The sequence below is a fragment of the Neobacillus cucumis genome, from assembly GCF_016908975.1.
GTDB classification, from domain to species: Bacteria; Bacillota; Bacilli; order Bacillales; family Cytobacillaceae; genus Neobacillus; species Neobacillus cucumis.
In genome coordinates, this window is the sequence record NZ_JAFBEX010000001.1 from 23702 (window position 1) to 44029 (window position 20328).

A 20328-nucleotide genomic window follows, 5' to 3' on the forward strand; every position below is an offset into this window, starting at 1 on the left:
TACTTTTTTGGATACTGGAACACATGTCGTAATGGGTATTGCTTTAGGTGGTCTAGCAACTCTGGATCCAGTGGTTGCTAGCAATCATGCTGTCGCTACAAGCGTATTAATTGGGACGATAGCAGGTTCACAAATACCAGATATTGACACTGTCTTAAAACTAAGAAACAATGCGATTTATATTAGAAACCATCGAGGAGTCACCCATTCGATTCCAGCAGTTATCTTATGGCCATTATTAATCGTCGCTGTTATCTATCCATTTTTCACTGGTGGAAACTTATTACATTTATGGGCTTGGACTTTTGCTGCTGTGTTTATCCATGTTTTTGTTGATATTTTTAATGCTTATGGTACACAAGCATTGAGACCTTTCTCCAATAAGTGGGTTGCACTAGGAGTAATTAATACATTTGATCCAGTTATTTTCACTATCCACATTATCGGAATATTTATCTGGTTTCTCGGAGCTAATCCGGGTGCTACCTTTTTAATTATGTATGCTGTGATTATCGTTTACTACATTAGGAGATATATCGCAAAAAATAAAGTCTTATATGAAGTGAAAAAAATCATACCAGATGCGACAGAAATTATTATTGCACCTACCATGAGATTTCATCAATGGAGAATTGCTGCGATGAATAAAGAGGAATTTTTTGTTGGAAGGTCTGTAAATAATCAAGTTGAGTTCCTTGATCGATTCATTCGTGTTCCTGTACCAAATACACCTGTAATTGAAGCGGCTAAGAAGGATAAAAATCTTTCGGCTTTTCTTTCTTTCTCACCTGTATATCGATGGGAAGTTGATGAATATAATGATTTTTACGAAGTCCGCTTTATTGATTTACGTTATCGGAGTAATGGTCATTACCCATTTGTCGCAGTTGTCCAGTTAGATTGCGACCTTAATCCGATCAGCTCCTATACAGGCTGGGTATTTAGCGAGAAGAAATTACGGAAGAAGTTGAGCATCATCCCCAGTTAAGAAGGGCTAAACCAAGCCCTTCTTCATTATTGTCCAGCTTTAGCCGCTGCCTATCGGCTCGAGGTCACAAGCCGATAGGCAGGCGCCTAAAGCTATCATTATTGAATCAAGTATTTTTTATATTTAGGATTTGTTGCAACAAACTCATGTAACTTGTCACCATAATTCTGAATCCACTGTGTAACAATCCGTTCTGCCATTTCTCTGCCTTTGTATTGTCGTCCAGCTTTTGCATAGGATGTTTCAAAATCATCCCATAATAGCTCCACCCATGTACGTGCTTGCTCATAGCTAAGCAGGGAGTTTTTTTCCATTAACATCCTAATTAATCTTTCATGGTACTCATTCATCGATCGAAAACACCTCATTACCATTTTCTTATAACATAACCTTCACTCTACGTGTCAATACTAACGGTACGTGGTTAGCACTTGGAATATGATGCTTTTCACGTTTTTCTCATTCCCTATTTGGAGGTACAGCATGAGAAATAAGGCAACTAATTTCCCAAACCAACATAGTAACAAGCTTGAGGGAGAACCGCGGGCAAAAGCAGAATATGCGTCTACCCGCGCTGACGGCACCATCAATACTCACCCTCAAGAGCGCATGCGTGCATCTGGCGAGCGAGATGACGAATCACCGCAATCTTTGAGGAAATAAAGAAGACTGAAGCGCCTTGAACAGGGCGACAAGCATAAGACGATTCGTCAAGAAGGCTGTCTTTTAGCCTTCTTGACGGATTAGCTATAGACCCCTGAGCCCTAGGCGCTGTAGCATGAGAATTCTCAAATTTCAAAGACAAACCAGAAGTTTTTGCTTCTGGTTTGTTTAATAGTTTATTTTAAAGGAGTCAACATCGAGATAGGTAAGGCCTCTTCTTTACCATCGCCTTGTAATCGGTAGCCCCAGGCAAAAACACCGTTCATATAGTCAATTTTAAAATATTCACCTGGATCCCCTTCGATTTGATAAATCTCTCCAGGCTTGAATGAATCGGGGTCCATCATATACGCTCGAGCCATTTGGACTTTTCTTTCAAGAACAGCGAATTCGTTTACCATTCCCATTTGCTCTGCTTTTCTCGCCTTTTCTTTTAAATCAGCAATTTCCTGTCTTAATTCATGTTCAGTTATTTCACTGTAACGTCTTTCTTGTTGATGCATGAAGCTTCACCCTCCTATTTGATTTTTTTTATTACTAAAAATAATAGGTATTTCGCACATAATTATGTTCGTTTTGCAGACTCTTTAGCTAAATTGGGCTAGTATTTGGACAAGCTGGGGGCCTTTTTCCTGTCCGAATAGCCCCCTTATTCGGACTCTTCAAGGGCATTTCTCCCTCTTCCTGTCCGAATCTCCCTTGCATTCGGACAAGCCTTGGCTTTTTCCGGCTCCTCCTGTCCGAATAGACCTCTCATTCGGACTCTTCAAGGGCATTTCTCCCTCTTCCTGTCCGAATCTCGCTTACATTCGGACAAGCCTTGGCTTTTTCCGGCTCCTCCTGTCCGAATAGTCCTCTCATTCGGACTCTTCAAGGGCATTTCTCCCTCTTCTTGTCCGAATCTCTCTTACATTCGGACAAGCCTGGGCTTTTTTCCGGCTCCTCCTGTCCGAATATCCCTCTCATTCGGACTCGGCAACAACGATTCTTCCTCTATCTGTCCGAATCAACTCGTCTGCTACGTTCTATCCTATCTCCAGACTACCCAAAAAATTTGTCACTCATTTTCTTCCTTCTCTTTCAAAAAGCGCTCAATTAAATCCATGCTAAATCCTTTACGGTACAATGCCTGTTTTATCTTTTGCTGATACTCATATCCATCGAGATGTGCATACTTTCTATGGGCTTTCTCACCTTGGAATCTAACAGCTTCTATTTCGTCATCATCTTGTGCCAGTTCTCCCGGTTCATTTTCCACAATATTTATTACCTCATACGAGTACCCTTTTCTAAGGAGTAACTGCTCAAGCTTTTGTTTTTTGATTTTTGATGATTCCTTCGCATTTTTCTGATAAAATTTCTCCGTTATTTTCCCAGCCTTCTCAATTTGCTGCTTAAACGGAAATTCATCCAACGCCTCAAGTAAAATCCCATCTGGAATCCCTTTTTCCTTTAATTCCATTTTCACTACATTTGGCCCCTTATCGGTCGTATTTGCCTGAGTCCTAACAAAGGCTACAGCATATTCTTGATCATTAATATACCTCTGCTCAGTTAACTTATGGATAACCTCATTAATAACGGGCTCGTCCACTTCTTTTTGGACAAGATAGTCTTCAATTTCCTTTTTCGACCTCATTCTTCTCGCCAAATAATTGACGGCCAAATTGTAAGCCTTACGAATATCATCCTGGTATTGAATTTCTAAGAAGGAAAAGTCATCGAGCTCCATTCCCTTTTTTAACTGAAACTTAATTAATACTTCGCTGTCGACACTGAAAGCAAATTCTTCCCCTTTACCGTTGCCATAATCAATAAATACATTAAAGCGGTCTTGATTCTTCTGCTGTGTGGTGATTTTTGTAATAATGGCCATATCCTTCACCTCAAAATTACTTTACCATACTAATGAATCTTTTTTTTATAATATATCGAAAAACGGTATCATTTTTCGGGAAAAGGTAAAAATGGAAATAAGTACATATGATTTACACTATTTTTCACAAAAAGCTGAAAGGGTTGAGCACAATGGGTGAAAAGAAAAAGAAGGACAGCAGAGGCGGAGGAAAATATACTTTGTCAAGTATGCAAGAGGTACGTTACCAGCGCGATTTTAAGATGGCGGATCGTGCCGCCGGTTTTACGGATAAAAAGACTCGTATCTAAATAAAATTCTAAGAGTTAAATTAAAGATTTTACCATTAATGGACTCCTTTCAAACCGTTAAAACTAATCTTGAGGGCAATTGCTCTCCCATTAGTTTAATTCTGAAAGGGGTCTTTTTCATGGGTCGAACACACGGACAAAAGAGCAATAATAAAGCGTCACTTCCACAAGTTCCTAAAAATTTAAAAACAGATGGACAAGATGTCGAGTATTCAGCTGAACTAGCTGATCAAGCGGATCTTGAGGCTCAAGCAAGAGCGAATGCCGCTAATCAACGTGTAAAAAACAGAAAATAACCTTAAATGTTAAATCAAATAGAAGCAGGGTGAGACCCTGCTTCTTAGTAAAAATAATCTATACAACTAATTTTGCCAAATCGTGCTCACTTTCAAATTCACCAATAATTGGAAAACATACAAGTTCTTGATTCAGTTTTGTTAGCTGCGCTACTTCTTCACTGGTCGCTTTGACAATCCATATTCCTTCTTCTACCTGATCAATTACATTAATTGGCTGCTCATTTAAGGTATTTAACAATCCTTTGATTAACCAAGTTTCTTCTTCCTGGCTCTTTTCTACGATTGAACAGCTTTCAATTGCTGATGTAAACCCTTGGTTTGCCCGTCGATTTTGACAGACATAGACTAAATCCTCGATCACAGCACTCGCTGTTGGATACATTCCAGCCCCTGGTCCTTGAAGGGTTATTTGCCCAACAATATCGGAATAGATATTCACAGCATTCTGCACCCCTTCAACGTGATATAAAGGGTGTTCCTTTCCAACAAGAACCGGTTTAACAGATGCAATTAATTGATTGCCTTTTTTCTTAATACTAGCAATATGTTTAAACCTTAGACCAAACTGTAAAGCAATATCAATTAAATCACTTGTAATGGAGGTAATTCCCTTTCGATCAACATCATGCCAATTTGGATCTTCACCAAAAGCAAGTCGGCTTAGAATCATCGCTTTATAAAAGGCATCAAAGCCCTCCACATCATTTGTAGGATCCGCCTCAGCATAGCCATTTTCCTGGGCTGCTCGTAAAGCATCAGCAAATGAAAGCTTTTTTTCGCGCATTTCAGTTAGTATGAAGTTCGATGTACCATTTAAAATCCCATGAATTTGCTGAACTCTATTAACATTTAATAATTGTCTTAGTGTTTGAATGACAGGGATTCCTCCAGCTACGGTCGCTTCATATCCTACCGACACATTATGTACTTTCGCCAGTTCTAGCAGCTCTTGTCCATAGTGGGCAAACATTTCTTTATTTGCTGTAATAATATGACAGCCACGCTGAATGGCTTGTTTTAAGAAAGAGTAGGTAGGATCTTTATCAACGATCGCTTCAACAACAACATCGACCTGTGGCAGATTTAATATATCCGTAAATTCCGTTGTTATGAATACATCCTTGCTTATATTCCTTTCCTTCTGCTTGTTTTTAACTAGAACTGCAGCAACTTCTACTTTTCTCCCTAAAACGGCTGTGAGCTCTTCTGAATGAGATTGTATCGTCCTATAAAATCCTTCACCGACGGTGCCAAAACCGAGGATTGCCACTTTAATTACAGACATGTTAATCCACCCTTCTAATTCAATTTGGTTTCTACATAAAATTTCTAAAAAATAAGAAAAACCCTCTTCTATAAGAAGAGGGTGCAATCCTCCCCTTATCTTTCAGGTTACATCATAACCTGCAGGAATTAGCACCTTTTCAAGGAACACCTTGAAGGTTGCCGGGCTTCATCGGGCCTAGTCCCTCCGCCACTCTCGATAAGAGTCATTATATTATTTTTCATTAATTTCCAAGTTAAGTTATAAAAAGTATTCTAGTTTAATTATTTGTAAATGTCAATATATTCTCTAAATATCACTTAATAGAATATAAGAAGAAAGCCCGCCAATCGGCGAGCGTGAATATTTCTTTCGTTATCTTAGAAGTTTTCCTTCAGCAAGCTTTATTTGATACTCCACCTGTTCTGGTGCAGTGCCGCCAAAGCTATTTCTAACGGCAACAACATGCTCAGGAGCCAAAACTTTGTAAATATCTTCTTCAAATAAAGGACTGAATTTCTGATACTCCTCAAAACTTAAATCCAATAAGAATTTATTTGATTGAATGGAATATAAAACGATTTTTCCAATTACTTCATGTGCTTCACGGAATGGCAAGCCCTTTCTAACCAAATAATCAGCAATATCCGTCGCATTCGAAAAATCATTATTAATCGCTTTTCTCATCACATCTTTATTCACTGTCATCGTCTCGACCATTGGAGCCAACAGCTTTAAAGAACCCTCAAGTGTTTCTACCGTATCAAACATACCTTCTTTATCTTCTTGTAAATCTTTATTATAAGCGAGTGGTAAGCCTTTAAGAACGGTTAGTAATCCAATCAGGTTGCCATATGTTCGGCCTGTTTTTCCGCGCAGCAATTCAGGTACATCTGGGTTTTTCTTTTGAGGCATGATACTTGAACCGGTACAGAAAGAATCATCTAGTTCCACAAACTGAAATTCCTGGCTTGACCAAATGACCAATTCCTCAGAAAAACGAGAAATATGTGTCATAATTATAGACCCAATCGATAAAAATTCCAAAATAAAGTCGCGGTCGCTTACTGCATCCATACTATTCGGATAAACCGTTTCAAAGCCTAAAATTTCCGCGACTAACTCACGGTTGATTGGGAAAGTAGTTCCTGCTAGCGCACCAGAACCAAGAGGCAGCCAATTAACTCGTTTTAGTGAATCGATCAGTCTTTCTTTATCACGCTCAAACATCCAAAAATAAGCCATTAAATGATGTGCAAAGGATACTGGTTGTGCTCGCTGCAAATGAGTGTACCCAGGAATTAAGGTATGAATGTGCTCTTTTGCCTGACCGACTAATGCTTGCTGAACGTCCTCAATTAATTTAATGAGTTCAGTTGTTTTAGTTCTCAAGTAAAGATGCATATCTGTTGCCACTTGGTCATTACGGCTTCTTCCTGTATGAAGTTTACCGCCGACAGGACCAATTTTTTCAATTAAAAGCTTTTCGATATTCATATGAATATCTTCATCTTCCACTAAAAACTCAACCTCATTAGCATCCACCATTTTCTTTATGGCGAGCAGGCCATCCTTAATTTTAGCTGCATCCTCCGTTGGAATAATACCGCATTCCCCGAGCATTTGAACATGCGCAATGCTGCCAGCAATATCTTCTTTTGCTAACTTTTGATCAAAAGGAATGGATGCTGTAAATTCCTCCACGAGCTTGTTGGTTTCTTTCGTAAAACGACCGCCCCATAACTTCGACATTACTGTTCCTCCTAATAAGAAAAGCGCAAGCGCCTTGGTTAGCCCCGATATAGGGAGATTTATCTCTGGCAAGCAAAGCTTAGCCAGAGATTAGTCTCCCTTAATGCGTACAGAAAACGATAGTTTTCTGTAGCCAAGCACAAGACAAGCCGGCCGAAAGGTTGCCTTTTAACCTTTTGGACGGATTGTCTTGTGACCTCGAGGGGCTAGGCGCTGGAGCTAGACAATTCTCAAAGTCAATTTTATACTTCCTAGTCTACAATAAAGAAGACAGCCCCCGAAAAATGGATTCGAGGGCAATCCGGATTTATTTTAAAATCGTTTCTTTGTTATTTACTTCAGAATAAACTTTAGTTGGCAGTCCCCATAGCTTGATAAAGCCAACAGCCGCATTATGATCAAAAGCATCGCCTTTTGCATAAGTAGCTAGTTCTTCGTTGTATAGGCTGTGTGGAGATTTTCTTCCAACCACTGTATGAGTGCCTTTAAGCAACTTCACACGGAGTGTTCCAGTTACTACCTTTTGTGTCTCATTGATAAACGCATCAAGTGCCGGTTTGATTGGAGAATACCAAAGACCTTCATAAATAATCTTTGCCATTTGCTGTTCAACCTGTGTCTTGAATTGTGTTACTTCACGAGTTAAAGTTAAGAACTCTAATTCCTTGTGGGCATTGATTAAAATTAATGCTGCAGGGTTTTCATACACTTCTCTTGACTTAATCCCTACTAATCTATTTTCAATGTGATCGATACGACCAACACCATGCTTACCGCCAAGTGTATTAAGTGTTTCAATAAGTTGAACTAAAGGAAGCTTTTCACCGTTTAGAGCAACCGGTACCCCTTGTTCAAATTCAATTTCAATATATTCAGCTTCATCCGGTGTTAACTCAATCGGATTAGTCCAATCAAATGCCGCTTCAGGCGCTTCTGCCCATGGATCTTCGAGAACTCCTGCTTCACAAGCACGTCCCCAGATATTAGCATCAATGGAAAACGGATTGTCTAAATTGACTGGAATAGGAATCCCGTTTTCTTCCGCATATTTAATTTCCTCGTCACGGGTCATTCCCCACTCACGAACAGGTGCAACAACCTTTAAACTTGGATTTAATGCTTGGATGGATACCTCAAAACGAACTTGGTCATTTCCTTTCCCTGTACATCCGTGCGCAACAGCCGTTGCCCCTTCTTTTTCCGCAACTTCTACTAATAATTTAGAAATAAGCGGTCTTGATAGTGCTGAAGATAATGGGTACTTTCCTTCATATAAACAGTTTGCCTTTAAAGCAGGTAAAATATATTCTTTTGCTAGTAATTCTTTTGCATCTATCATATACGCTTTCGAAGCGCCAACTTGTAATGCTTTATTTTTAATAGCATCTAAGTCTTTTCCTTCACCTACATCTAAACCTAGGGCTATTACATCATAACCGTACTTTTCTTGGATCCATTTAACTGATACTGATGTATCTAAACCGCCTGAGTATGCTAATACAATCTTTTCCTTAGTCATATCTATTTTAACTCTCCTTGAATACTATTTATGGATTTTTATTCATTCGATAGAATGATTATACAACACATCTCATAAAAAAGGAACCCATTATGCTAGTAAAAGTTTTAAAATTGCTTTTTGTGCATGCAGACGGTTTTCAGCTTCATCAAATACAACTGAATGTGGACCATCAATAATCTCACTGGTTACTTCTTCACCACGATGTGCAGGTAAACAATGTAAAAAGATATAATCTTTATTCGCATGGCTGCATAGTTCTTCATTGACTTGAAAAGCTTGGAATGCCTTTAAACGAATCGCTGTTTCCTCTTCTTGGCCCATGCTGGTCCAAACATCTGTGACAACAACATCGGCATCCTTGATCGCTTCAATAGGATTATTGGTAATTGTTACCGTACTTCCCGTTTCAGTTCCTGCTTGAACTGCCTTCTCGGTAATTCCTTCATTAGGCATATACCCTTCTGGGCTCGCGATACTGATGTTCATTCCAACCTTTACGGCACCTTCCATTAAAGAATGGGCCATATTATTATTCCCATCCCCAATATAGCAAAGCTTCAATCCCGCTAACTTCCCTTTATGCTCAAGGATAGTTAATAAGTCTGCAAGCACCTGGGTAGGGTGCTGCAGGTCTGTTAATCCATTAATAACAGGGACTGTTGCATGAGAAGCTAACTCTTCAACGGATTCATGCGAAAAGGTTCGAATCATGATTCCATCAATATAACGGGACAAAACCTTAGCAGTATCTGAAATGCTCTCGCCGCGGCCAAGCTGAATGTCTTTTGAGCTCAAGAAGATCGCATGCCCGCCAAGCTGGAGCATCCCCACTTCAAAGGAAACCCTTGTACGTGTGGAGGATTTTTCAAATATCATCCCTAATACCTTTCCACTTAAGAAAGGATGTGGTTTACCCTGTTTTTGTAATTTTTTCAATTCCACTGCTTCATTAAGCAAATAAAGGATTTGATCCGTACTATAATCTGCAAGCTGCAAAAAATTCATACCCTTTAATGTTTGTTTGCTAACGATGCTTTTTCCGTCCGCATTAATTGCTTCTAACATGAACGGCACCTTCTTTCTCAAAATTGTAATACTCGCTAACCGTCCTTACTTCATAATCAGCCCCAAATTTCTTTTGCACACCTAATGTCGTTTCAATTGTATCTAGGTGTGTAAACACAGGTATCTTATAGCGGACTGCATACTCACGAATCTGGTAACCAAATTTATTTTTATTACGACCTTGGCTCGGTATATTAATAACGGCTTGAATCGGTTTATTTCGGAAAATATCATTTAAATCTTTTTCATCTTGAACCACTAAATCCACAGCAAAGCCATTAGACTTTAGAAACAGAGCCGTTCCCTCTGTGGCGGCAAGCTTGTAATCTTCTTTCACCAATTCCTTTAAAATGGCAAGACTTTCTGTTTTTTCTCTGTCCGAAATCGAACAAAGGAGGTAACTTTCGTCCTTGATTCCATTGATTAAAGGCACTGATTTTTGAAGGGCTGCTTGGAAACTAGTATCAATTCCTAGTGCTTCCCCTGTTGACTTCATTTCAGGTCCAAGTACAGGATCGACTCCCTTAAGCTTACTTGACGAAAATACAGGTGCTTTAACGGCAAAGTAGCTTGGTTCTTCTAGTAATCCTAAATCTTGGCTTAACTCCGTTAGCGAATCACCTAATTGTACATTTGTTGCCCACTCAATCATTGGCACTCCAGTGACTTTACTAATAATCGGAACTGTACGTGATGAGCGAGGATTTACTTCTAGCACATAAACCGTCTCATCATGAATCACAAATTGGATATTCATGATCCCTACAACAGGTGCTGATTTTGCGATTCTGCCTGCATAATCAATTAATGTTTCTTTTACCTTACCAGTTAGTGAAATAGGTGGAAACACTGTGATACTGTCTCCGGAATGTACTCCTGCTTTTTCGATATGTTCAAAAATCCCAGGAACCACAATCTGTTTTCCATCACTTATGACATCCACTTCACACTCTTGACCAGGTAAAAACTTATCTACTAATAATGGCCACATCTCTGCATTTGAATTTTCTTCAAGCTGGGTAATATATTGTGTTAATTCTTGTTCTGAAAAAATCGTAAACATCGATTGACCGCCAATAACATACGATGGACGAACAAGCACCGGATAACCTAAGACAGATGCTGCTTTAAACAGTTCTTCTGGATGAGAGACAGTTTTCCCCTCAATATGTGGAATTGCTAATTCATCTAGAAGTTGATAAAATTCCTTTCGATCCTCTAAACGATCCACATTCTTAACTGTTGTTCCTAAAATCTTAATTCCTTCTTCTTCTAAATCATGAGCTAGATTAATCGCTGTTTGACCACCAAACTGGATTAACACACCGTCGACTTTTTCTTTTTCAATTACATGTAAGACATCTTCAGCAGCTAGCGGTTCAAAATATAAACTGTCTGCAACTGAATAGTCTGTACTTACCGTTTCTGGGTTGTTATTAATTACGACGGCTTCAAAACCTTTTTTCTTGAGAGCTTTAGCCGCGTGAACAGAGCAATAATCAAATTCGATTCCTTGCCCGATACGGATCGGACCAGATCCAATAACAAGAATCTTTTTCTTGTCAGTGATTTCTACCTCATCACTGCCATGCCAAGTAGAATAATAGTAAGGTGTAATCGCATCAAATTCAGCGGAACACGTATCTACCATTTTGTAGCCAGGCTTCCATCCGAGCTCTTTCCACTTGTCTCGTACTTGTTTTTCCGGAATTTGATAGATTTGCGCTATTAATTTGTCTGCCACATTATTTCGTTTGGCTCTTTTAAGCAGGTCAGTTGGAGCAGAAGTCCATTGATAGGAAGCTAGTTCCTTTTCTAACGCAACGATTGAGCTAATTTTGTGTAAAAACCATAGGTCAATTTCTGTCAGTTGTTGTACTTTTTGAAGTGTGATGCCTCTTCTAAATGCTTCGGCAATGACAAATAGGCGCTTATCATTTGCTACTTTAAGCAAATCAAATAAGGAAGACTCTTCTAATGACTCATAAGCTGTTTGGCAGAGACCATAAACATTCATTTCCATAGAACGAATCGCTTTGTTTAAAGCTCCCTCAAACGTTCGGTCAATTGCCATAACTTCCCCAGTTGCTTTCATTTGTGTTCCTAGTGTTCGGTCGGCTTCAGGGAATTTGTCAAATGGAAAGCGAGGCAGTTTCACCACAATATAATCAATCGCTGGCTCAAAAGATGCAAATGTATTACCTGTTATCGGGTTCACAATCTCATCAAGATGGTAACCAATCGCACACTTTGCTGCCATCCTTGCGATTGGATATCCTGTTGCCTTTGAAGCCAACGCCGATGAACGGCTTACCCTTGGATTTACTTCGATAATATAGTATTGATTTGATTCAGGATGCAAAGCCATCTGAATATTACATCCGCCAATAATCTCTAATTCTTTTATTACTTTTATCGAAACGTCACGAAGCATTTGATATTGAACATCTGTTAATGTTTGTGATGGAGCCACAACAATGGAATCGCCCGTATGAACGCCTACTGGGTCCATATTTTCCATATTACAAACAATGATGCACGTATCATTTGCATCCCTCATGACTTCATATTCAATTTCCTTCCAGCCTTTAATGCTCTTTTCCACTAAGACTTGATGAATAGGACTCGCTGCTAACCCTTTTTTTAGTACAATTTCAAGTTCCTCATCATTATGGGCGAAACCTCCACCCTCTCCTCCTAATGTATAGGCAGGGCGAATGATAACTGGGAACCCAATCTTTTGAACAAACTGAACTCCTTCTTCATAACTGTGAATGATTTCAGATTCAGGGATTGGTTCACCTATTTTTAACATTAAGTTACGGAACTTCTCACGGTCCTCACCATTTTTAATGGATGCCACCGAAGTACCTAATAATTTAACATTGTATTTTTCTAAAATTTTCTGTTCAAATAGCTGAACAGTTAAATTTAATCCTGTTTGACCGCCAAGTGTACCAATTACCCCATCAGGTTGTTCTTTTTGGATAATCTTCTCAATGGTTTCTACATTTAATGGTTCAATATATACTTTATCCGCCACTGCTTCATCTGTCATAATGGTGGCTGGATTGTTATTAATGAGAACAACTTCTATTCCTTCTTCTTTTAAGGCGATACACGCCTGTGTGCCGGCATAGTCAAATTCTGCTGCCTGCCCTATTACAATTGGTCCTGAACCAATTACGAGTACTTTTTTTAGATTTTTATTTAACGGCATAAATGTTCTCTCCCAATGATGCAATCTGACTCACAAAGTCTTTAAAAATATATTCCGTGTCGCTTGGTCCGGGATGTGCTTCCGGATGAAATTGAACGGTTTGAATTGGGTACAATTTATGTTGCAGCCCCTCAATTGATTTGTCATTTATATTTCGGTAGGAAACATCAAATACCTTTTGATCAATACTCTCATCTAGCACAACATAGCTATGATTTTGTGCAGTTATTTTCACCTTTCCAGTATTTAGTTCTTTAACTGGATGGTTTCCGCCTCGATGTCCGTAAGGCAGTTTTGTCGTTTTTGCTCCATATGATAGGGCAATTAACTGATGTCCCAAGCATATACCAAGTGTTGGGTAAGCCTGTGTTATTTTTTTAATTTCCGGGAACCACGCTTTTAACTGCATTGGGTCTCCAGGTCCGTTACTTAATAAAATACCATCCGGGTTTAAAGATTTAATTTTCTCGAATGTTGTTGTGTAAGGAACAATTGTTACAGAACAATTTTCCTCTAGTAGAGCATGAAGGATTGACTTTTTATATCCGAAGTCCATTAGCACTACGTGTGGACCATTATTCTTGAAATATTGAATCTTTTTGGTAGATACTTTATCCACCCACATTGTCGTTTTTAAATCATTAGGCACAATATTTTTCTTTTCTTTTCCTAAATACCCTTTTACCGTACCTCGACTGCGAATAGTTTTGACAAGACGTCTTGTGTCTACCCCGGCAATCCCGGCAACCCCTGCATTTTTAAGCTTTTCTGAAAATTTATTTATAGATTGATAATGACTAGGCTCTTCACATAAGTCACCAATCACAACTCCTGCTAAGGCTGGAGTAATGCTCTCATCATCTAATGCATTGACACCATAGTTTCCAATAATTGGATAGCAGAAAGTAATAATTTGTCCCGCATACGATGGGTCTGTAATGATTTCTTGATAACCAGTCATACTTGTATTAAAAACAACCTCTCCAAGAGAATCCTTTTCAGCCCCCATAAGGATGCCTTCAAATACTTCCCCTGTTTCCAAAGTTAGATACCCCTTTTCCAAAATCGTCACACGCCTTTCTCTATACTTTGGAATGTTTTTTCCAATTTGTTTGTAAACTCATTTATTTCTTCTTTAGTTACTGTTAATGGCGGTAAAATCCGAACGACATTCGGTCCAGCAGTTAAAATTAATAGTTGGTTAGTGATTGCCTTTTGTACGATTTCTAACGCATTAATCTCCACTACTAGTCCTTTTAAAAGTCCTTTACCGCGAACGTCTTTTATAAAAGAGTACTTCTCTTTTAATGCATGTAGCTGTTGATCTAGATAATCAACTGTTTCCTTAACATCTCCGAGCAAGTTGCTCTCAATTATATGTGTAACAGTGGCAAGCCCTGCTGCTGTTGCCAACGGATTTCCGCCAAAGGTACTTCCATGACTGCCTGGTTCAAACCCTTTTGCTGCTTCTTCTTTCGCAATGATGGCTCCAATTGGAAAACCGGAACCTAAACCTTTTGCAATACTAATCACATCCGGTTCGATCGAATATTGCTCATAAGCAAATAATGTGCCCGTTCTGCCAATTCCTGTTTGAATTTCATCCACCATTAGAAGAATGTCATTTTCCTTACAGATTTGGGCGAGCTTTGTTACCCATTCCTTACTTGCTGGAATAACCCCGCCTTCCCCTTGAACAAGTTCTAGTAAAACCGCTGCAGGCTTAAGGCTGCTAAGCTGTTCGAGTGCTGCTTCGTCGTTATATGGAAAATAACTGAACCCTGGCATAAGAGGTGCAAAGCCGTGCTGAATTTTTTCTTGGCCTGTTGCAGCTAAGGTGCCTAACGTTCTTCCGTGAAATGATTGTTGAAATGTAACAATCTCCGATGAACGATTTCCCTTTACCTTATTAGCATACCTTCTTGCCAGTTTAATCGCGGCTTCATTTGCTTCCGCACCACTATTGCAAAAGAAGACCTGATTACCACAGCTATTTTCTGTTAGTAATGCAGCCAGCTTTTGTTGATTAGGAATGTTATATAAATTTGAACAATGCCACAAATTTTGCAATTGTTCTTCTAGCTTTTCTTTTACTGGATTGGGAACATGCCCTAAGTTACAAGTAGCGATACCTGATGTAAAATCTAAGTATTGGTTCCCTTGGTCGTCCCACACGTAGCTTCCTTTTCCCTTTACTAAGGTGACAGGAAAGCGGCCGTATGTGGCCATTACCGGTGTGGTTAGGGAGACAGAAGTTTCGTTCACCATTACGCAATCTCCTCTTCTAAGACAATTTTTGTGCCGACGCATTTACCGTTTGAATAATCTAATAAGCTATTCTTTTCAAAACCATTTATGATTCCAACTTCAGGAATGTTATGAACAAGACCGTCAATCGCGGCTTGAACCTTTGGTATCATCCCTCCATAAATGGTTTCGTCTTCTATCATCTGCTCAATGATTGCCTTTGAGACCTTATCAAGCTTTGTTTTTACCCCGTCATTGTCAACAAGGATACCTGGAATATCACTGATGAAACATAGGTTTGCTTCCAAAGCTTTGGCAATCGCTGAGGCTGCTATATCACCATTGATGTTATAACGCTGACCGCTTGAGTCAATTCCAACAGGAGAAATTACCGGGATAAAACCTTGATTAACAATTCCTTCGATAATTCTGTGGTTCACTTCAACCACTTCTCCTACAAATCCTAAGGTTTTCGCATTAGGTGTTGGAGCTGCTTTTAGCAATCCTCCATCCACTCCACTAATACCAACAGCGGTTCCACCGACTTCTACTAGGTTTCGAACCACTTGTTTATTGACTGATCCACTTAATACCATTTCGACCACGTCTAACACTTGATGGTCCGTTACTCTTAGTCCGTTCACGAATTGGGTTTCAACGTTTAAACTTTTTAATAAGGACGTGATCAGCGGGCCCCCACCATGAACAATAATGGGCGTCCACTCACTAGATGTATGCATTTTTACGATATCTTCATAAAAAGATCTTGGCAGATTTTCTAACACACTTCCGCCACACTTAATGACTAAATATTTCATTTTTGTCCTCCCTTAAGTGCGGTAGGATGCATTAATTTTTACATAATCGTAAGTAAGATCGCATCCCCAGGCAGTTGCACTGTAGTCACCTTGATTTAAGTTAACATATATAACAACATTTTCTTGTTCTAGGTAATTTTTCACATCTTCTTCAACGATTGGGCTTGGAAGACCCTTTTCAAACACTTTGAATTGACCGATAGATACTTCTAATAAATTAGGTACAATTGGAACCCCGCTGTATCCTGCTGCTGTAACAATTCGTCCCCAGTTAGGATCTGTTCCATAAATAGCTGTTTTCACAAGATTAGAAGAAATGATTGATTTTCCAACTGTTTTAGCAGCATCTGTGCTAAAGGCTCCACTTACTTGCACTTCCACAAGTTTTGTTGCTCCTTCACCGTCTCTAGCTATTTTCTTGGCAAGTTCCTTGCAAACAATCCCAAGTCCTTCTACAAATATATCCCATTCCGGATGCGCTTTTGTTAGCTGCTCATTACCAGCTAAGCCATTCGCCATAACCAGAACCATGTCATTGGTACTGGTGTCTCCATCAACAGTGATCATGTTGAATGTTGTGTTGGTTACATCCTTTAGTGCAGCTAACAAATCATCTTGGGCAACATTTGCATCGGTTGTCACAAAGCCAAGCATGGTTGCCATATTCGGGTGAATCATCCCTGAACCCTTTGCCGCACCGCCGATTGAAATGGTCTTTCCATCTATTGTTAATTGAACACCAATTTGTTTTATACAAGTATCTGTTGTTAAAATGGCTTGTTTAAAATTTTCCTCTTGTTCATATTCTGATTGGAGGATTTGTTTGATCCCACTATTAATGCAATCCATTTGCAGCAATTCGCCTATTACTCCAGTTGAGGTGACGGCAACAAGATGCGGCTCTATGCCTAACTCGTTTGCGAAATTATTTTGCATTGCCTTTGCATCAAGTAACCCCTGCTCGCCTGTACAAGCATTGGCATTACCTGAGTTTACAAGTATGGCTTGAACTTTCTTTTCTTTTGCTATGCTTTCTTGCGTTACGATTAGTGGCGCCGCTTGGAAAATATTCGTTGTAAAAACTCCTGCTACTGCTGCTGGAACATCTGATACGATATATCCTAAATCAAGACGCTTCTTCTTTATTCCGCAATGCATACCGCCCGCTTTATACCCTTTTGGTAAGGTTACACTTTCATTTCCAAGTACAACGATCTTGTTAGTTGATGTGGCCTGTGTCAATTTGTTTTCCCCCTTAAGTTACCCTTGGCATTTAACCGGGCTATTTAACTAGTAATTTATTGATTTTTTCATTATGGATACATTGGTAAATCTGTAAGCCCAGTTTGTTCATCCCAGCCATTCATCAGATTAGCATTCTGAATCGCTTGACCTGCAGCGCCTTTTACTAAATTGTCGATAACGGAAATGACAGTTAACCGATTGGTTCGTTCATCCACATGCAAACCAATATCACAGAAGTTTGATCCCATTACTTCTTTTGTTGAAGGAATATTTCCTTCCGGCCGTATTCTTATAAAATGAGACTCTTGATAAAATTGTTTATATAAATCGATAACTTTATTTGTAGAAATTTTTTCCTTTAGGTTCACGTACATCGTACACATGATTCCCCTTGTCATTGGAACTAAATGTGTAGTAAAGGTAACGGTAATCGAATTACCACTCTCGTCAGACAGAACTTGTTCAATCTCAGGAATATGTTGATGTTTTCCTAGTTTATAAGCTTTAAAGTTTTCATTCATCTCCGAGTAATGAGAAGTTAATGACTGACCTCTTCCAGCTCCAGAGACTCCCGATTTAGCATCAATAATAATAAACGCTTCATCTGCTAATTTTGATTTAAGAATGGGTAAAAGACCCAAATTAGTAGCAGTCGGATAGCAGCCGGGATTAGCTATGAAATTAGAATCCCTTATTTCCTCTTTATAGATTTCACTTAAACCATAGACTGCCTGTTTTAAGTACTTCTCTTCCGGTGGTGTGTGTTTATACCAGGTCTCATATTCAACGCCTGACCTCAGCCGGAAATCTCCAGATAAATCAATACATTTTATTCCCTTTTCAAGTAATTCTGGTGCAAGTTTACTGCTTACACCTGAAGGGGTGGCAAGAAAGACAATTTCATTTTCTTCACTTAATCTATTAGCATCAAATTTTTCTAAAGGTTGAACCACAATATTTGAAAGATGTGGATACACATCACTAAATTGAACTCCAGCTTGAGAGTTGGAAACAACTGAACCAATCTCCAAGTATGGGTGCTTATTAATTAACCTAACTAACTCAATTGAACCATAACCCGTTCCACCGATGATTGCTGCTTTCATTTCTTCCACTCCCAAGTCGCTTTCATAATGAATTATTATACATATTTTTATATAATTATTCAACACCTAATTAGCTTAATTTTCGATTTTTACTGAAATTTACTGTGTGTATTTTTGTAAACGCTTACAACACTCTTTGTAAGATTATACAAATTCTATGCAAATAAAAAAGAAGTTCCTGTATGATAGGAACTTCACGATTTTTCTTTATAAAATAACTAATTTATAAACTCGTATGGAGCAGATTCAATACGCTGCGCAGTTCTTGAACGGCTACTTGTCCTGGTGCAGAGGCTTTCTTAGCTGCTCCAAAGGTAAGAGCTGATCCAAAAATTTCTCCCGCTAAGCGGCTAATAACACCTTTACCTGACATAGACATGGTAATGATTGGTCTGTCAGCATACTGTTCATTCATTGTAGTGGTAGCTTCCAGCAATGTTAGGACGTCAGCTGTACTCTTTGGCATAACAGCAATCTTCGGCAGGTCTCCTCCCAATTCCTGAGCCTTACGTAAACGAGTGATAATCTCTTCTTTTGCAGGTGTCCCGTGAAAATCATGGTTGGAAATAATCACAAATACATTCTTGGCATGTGCTGCATGAATTAATTCTTTTACATTACTTTCTTCATTAAATAACTCAACATCAACAATATCAACTAAGCCTGTTTCAGCAATAGCTTTATTTAACTCAAAATAAAAAGCTGTACTTACTTCTTTTTCTCCACCTTCTTTAGCACTGCGGAAAGTGAAAACAAGCGGTGTTTCTGTAAGAATGGCTCTAATTTCTCTTAAAGCCTCCTTCACTTTTTCAAGCTCTTCAACATGTTCAAAGAAATCAACCCGCCACTCAACTACATCTAAATCAAGTGTTTTTAAATAGTTTGCTTCTTCTATCAATTGATTAAGGCTAGTTCCTACCATTGGAACACAAATTTTTGGAGCACCTTCACCAAGTGTGATTCCTCTGACTGTAATTGTGTTTATCATATTTCCCCAGTCCTCTTCTAGTATTAAAATAAAAACTCTTTTCAATCTAGCGTTTTATTGGTCATCGTTACATTGAGCCGCGATTATATAGTTAGCAACATCCTTCGATGTATTTTTTAATACACTTTGAGTATAAGTCAGTAGTTCTATAAAGTCTAATTGAAAAATGGACGATAATCTATAGTTTATATCTATGATTCTAAGTTTCAAAAAATAAAAAAGAAACCTTTTCCACATATGACCATAGTGAAAAAGGTTTCTTTCCGTGAACCATTTATCAAGTATTCCTTTATTTCACACCATACAATTCCCATGCCAGTTTTAATGATTCGACAATGTAATCCGCTACTTCCTCTACATTCTGATTATCAGTAGTTACTTTAGAATGATGGTCCGCGTATATCTCCTGGCGCTTATAGAACAAATCTTCAATTTCAGTTAGTGATTTTCCTTGTAAGACAGGACGGCTGTCAATAAGTAGACTGATTCGATCCTTCCAATTCTCCCAAGATAAATCTAGAAAGAAAACAAGGCAGTTTTCTAAACAAGCCTGTTTGATTTCTTCCTGTAAAAAAGCCCCGCCTCCTAAGGAAATAACCTTCATTTTCTGCTTAGACACAGTTGTAATAAGGCTTTTTTCCCGTTCACGAAATGCCTTTTCACCAATCTTATTAAAGATCTGTGATGTTGGCATCCCATACTCTTTTTCAATTTCCGCATCAATATCAATAAAATCGCGATACAGTTTTTTGGCTACTAATTTACCGATAGTAGTTTTACCTACACCCATAAACCCTATAAAAACAATACTCATCTCTTTTAATGAAACTTCTCGCTGTACCATTAGAATCTCCCCCCATGGTGATAAAAAATAACATTTTTTTCAGAATTTCGTACTATTATCTTGTCATAATTATAATCTTTCCTACTATAGAAAAACAATGGTTATGTGACATTTTGAACATATTACTATCAAAAGAAAAAG

19 protein-coding genes and 1 riboswitch are annotated in these 20328 nt (G+C 38.7%); of the genes, 4 read left to right on the forward strand and 15 right to left on the reverse strand.

What is annotated here, in order from left to right:
- Window positions 1-7 precede the first annotated feature (7 nt).
- Window positions 8-988 (forward strand): metal-dependent hydrolase, encoded by a 981-nt coding sequence (locus JOC76_RS00115; protein ID WP_205175106.1) that lies wholly within the window; start codon window positions 8-10, stop codon window positions 986-988.
- Window positions 989-1086: 98 nt separating this feature from the next.
- Here JOC76_RS00115 and JOC76_RS00120 read toward each other — a convergent pair whose 3' ends face one another.
- Window positions 1087-1338 (reverse strand): YfhJ family protein, encoded by a 252-nt coding sequence (locus tag JOC76_RS00120; RefSeq protein ID WP_205175107.1) that lies wholly within the window; start codon window positions 1336-1338, stop codon window positions 1087-1089.
- 133 nt (window positions 1339-1471) lie between these two features.
- Between JOC76_RS00120 and JOC76_RS00125 the strand changes: the two genes are divergently transcribed.
- Window positions 1472-1651 carry a small, acid-soluble spore protein K gene (locus JOC76_RS00125; RefSeq protein WP_205175108.1) on the forward strand — a complete coding sequence of 60 codons (180 nt, stop codon included), beginning with the start codon at window positions 1472-1474 and terminating at the stop codon, window positions 1649-1651.
- A gap of 176 nt (window positions 1652-1827) precedes the next feature.
- On the opposite strand, the gene JOC76_RS00130 is transcribed toward JOC76_RS00125, so the two are convergent.
- Entirely contained in the window at window positions 1828-2154 is a 327-nt protein-coding gene (locus JOC76_RS00130; protein ID WP_205175109.1) for a YfhH family protein, read from the reverse strand.
- A 554-nt stretch (window positions 2155-2708) separates the two neighbouring features.
- Window positions 2709-3527, reverse strand: coding sequence for a recombination regulator RecX (gene recX, locus JOC76_RS00135; RefSeq protein ID WP_205175110.1), 819 nt, complete (start codon window positions 3525-3527; stop codon window positions 2709-2711).
- Between the two features lie 107 nt (window positions 3528-3634).
- On the opposite strand from recX, the gene JOC76_RS00140 reads away from it, so the two are divergent.
- Together JOC76_RS00140 and JOC76_RS00145 are read left to right on the forward strand one after the other, a co-directional pair.
- Window positions 3635-3817 carry a YfhE family protein gene (locus tag JOC76_RS00140; RefSeq protein ID WP_372441883.1) on the forward strand — a complete coding sequence of 61 codons (183 nt, stop codon included), beginning with the start codon at window positions 3635-3637 and terminating at the stop codon, window positions 3815-3817.
- Between the two features lie 119 nt (window positions 3818-3936).
- Window positions 3937-4113: a YfhD family protein gene (locus tag JOC76_RS00145; RefSeq protein ID WP_205175112.1), complete on the forward strand. Its 177-nt coding sequence runs from the start codon at window positions 3937-3939 to the stop codon at window positions 4111-4113.
- A gap of 58 nt (window positions 4114-4171) precedes the next feature.
- On the opposite strand, the gene JOC76_RS00150 is transcribed toward JOC76_RS00145, so the two are convergent.
- The 12 genes from JOC76_RS00150 to JOC76_RS00205 form a co-directional block, all read right to left on the reverse strand.
- Window positions 4172-5401, reverse strand: a complete 1230-nt coding sequence (locus JOC76_RS00150) for a homoserine dehydrogenase (RefSeq protein ID WP_205175114.1) — start codon at window positions 5399-5401, stop codon at window positions 4172-4174.
- A 92-nt stretch (window positions 5402-5493) separates the two neighbouring features.
- A riboswitch (SAM riboswitch) is annotated at window positions 5494-5606 on the reverse strand.
- A 149-nt stretch (window positions 5607-5755) separates the two neighbouring features.
- Window positions 5756-7132: an argininosuccinate lyase gene (gene argH, locus JOC76_RS00155; RefSeq protein ID WP_205175116.1), complete on the reverse strand. Its 1377-nt coding sequence runs from the start codon at window positions 7130-7132 to the stop codon at window positions 5756-5758.
- Between the two features lie 307 nt (window positions 7133-7439).
- Window positions 7440-8651, reverse strand: a complete 1212-nt coding sequence (locus JOC76_RS00160; protein WP_205175119.1) for an argininosuccinate synthase — start codon at window positions 8649-8651, stop codon at window positions 7440-7442.
- 90 nt (window positions 8652-8741) lie between these two features.
- A complete protein-coding gene (argF, locus tag JOC76_RS00165; RefSeq protein ID WP_205175121.1) occupies window positions 8742-9719 on the reverse strand; it encodes an ornithine carbamoyltransferase in 978 nt (325 codons plus the stop codon).
- A complete protein-coding gene (carB, locus tag JOC76_RS00170; protein WP_205175123.1) occupies window positions 9703-12939 on the reverse strand; it encodes a carbamoyl-phosphate synthase (glutamine-hydrolyzing) large subunit in 3237 nt (1078 codons plus the stop codon). Before carB ends, argF begins: the two co-directional genes overlap by 17 nt.
- A complete protein-coding gene (locus tag JOC76_RS00175) occupies window positions 12926-14002 on the reverse strand; it encodes a carbamoyl phosphate synthase small subunit (RefSeq protein WP_205175678.1) in 1077 nt (358 codons plus the stop codon). Before JOC76_RS00175 ends, carB begins: the two co-directional genes overlap by 14 nt.
- Window positions 14003-14007: 5 nt before the next feature.
- Window positions 14008-15207, reverse strand: a complete 1200-nt coding sequence (argD, locus tag JOC76_RS00180) for an acetylornithine transaminase (RefSeq protein ID WP_205175124.1) — start codon at window positions 15205-15207, stop codon at window positions 14008-14010.
- Window positions 15207-16004: an acetylglutamate kinase gene (gene argB, locus JOC76_RS00185; RefSeq protein ID WP_205175125.1), complete on the reverse strand. Its 798-nt coding sequence runs from the start codon at window positions 16002-16004 to the stop codon at window positions 15207-15209. Before argB ends, argD begins: the two co-directional genes overlap by 1 nt.
- 12 nt (window positions 16005-16016) lie before the next feature.
- Window positions 16017-17246: a bifunctional glutamate N-acetyltransferase/amino-acid acetyltransferase ArgJ gene (gene argJ / locus JOC76_RS00190; protein ID WP_205175126.1), complete on the reverse strand. Its 1230-nt coding sequence runs from the start codon at window positions 17244-17246 to the stop codon at window positions 16017-16019.
- Between the two features lie 71 nt (window positions 17247-17317).
- Window positions 17318-18355: an N-acetyl-gamma-glutamyl-phosphate reductase gene (argC, locus tag JOC76_RS00195; protein WP_205175127.1), complete on the reverse strand. Its 1038-nt coding sequence runs from the start codon at window positions 18353-18355 to the stop codon at window positions 17318-17320.
- A 223-nt stretch (window positions 18356-18578) separates the two neighbouring features.
- Entirely contained in the window at window positions 18579-19343 is a 765-nt protein-coding gene (gene aroD / locus JOC76_RS00200; protein ID WP_205175128.1) for a type I 3-dehydroquinate dehydratase, read from the reverse strand.
- A gap of 289 nt (window positions 19344-19632) precedes the next feature.
- On the reverse strand, window positions 19633-20187 hold the full coding sequence (locus tag JOC76_RS00205) for a shikimate kinase (RefSeq protein ID WP_205175129.1): 555 nt from the start codon (window positions 20185-20187) through the stop codon (window positions 19633-19635).
- Window positions 20188-20328 lie beyond the last annotated feature (141 nt).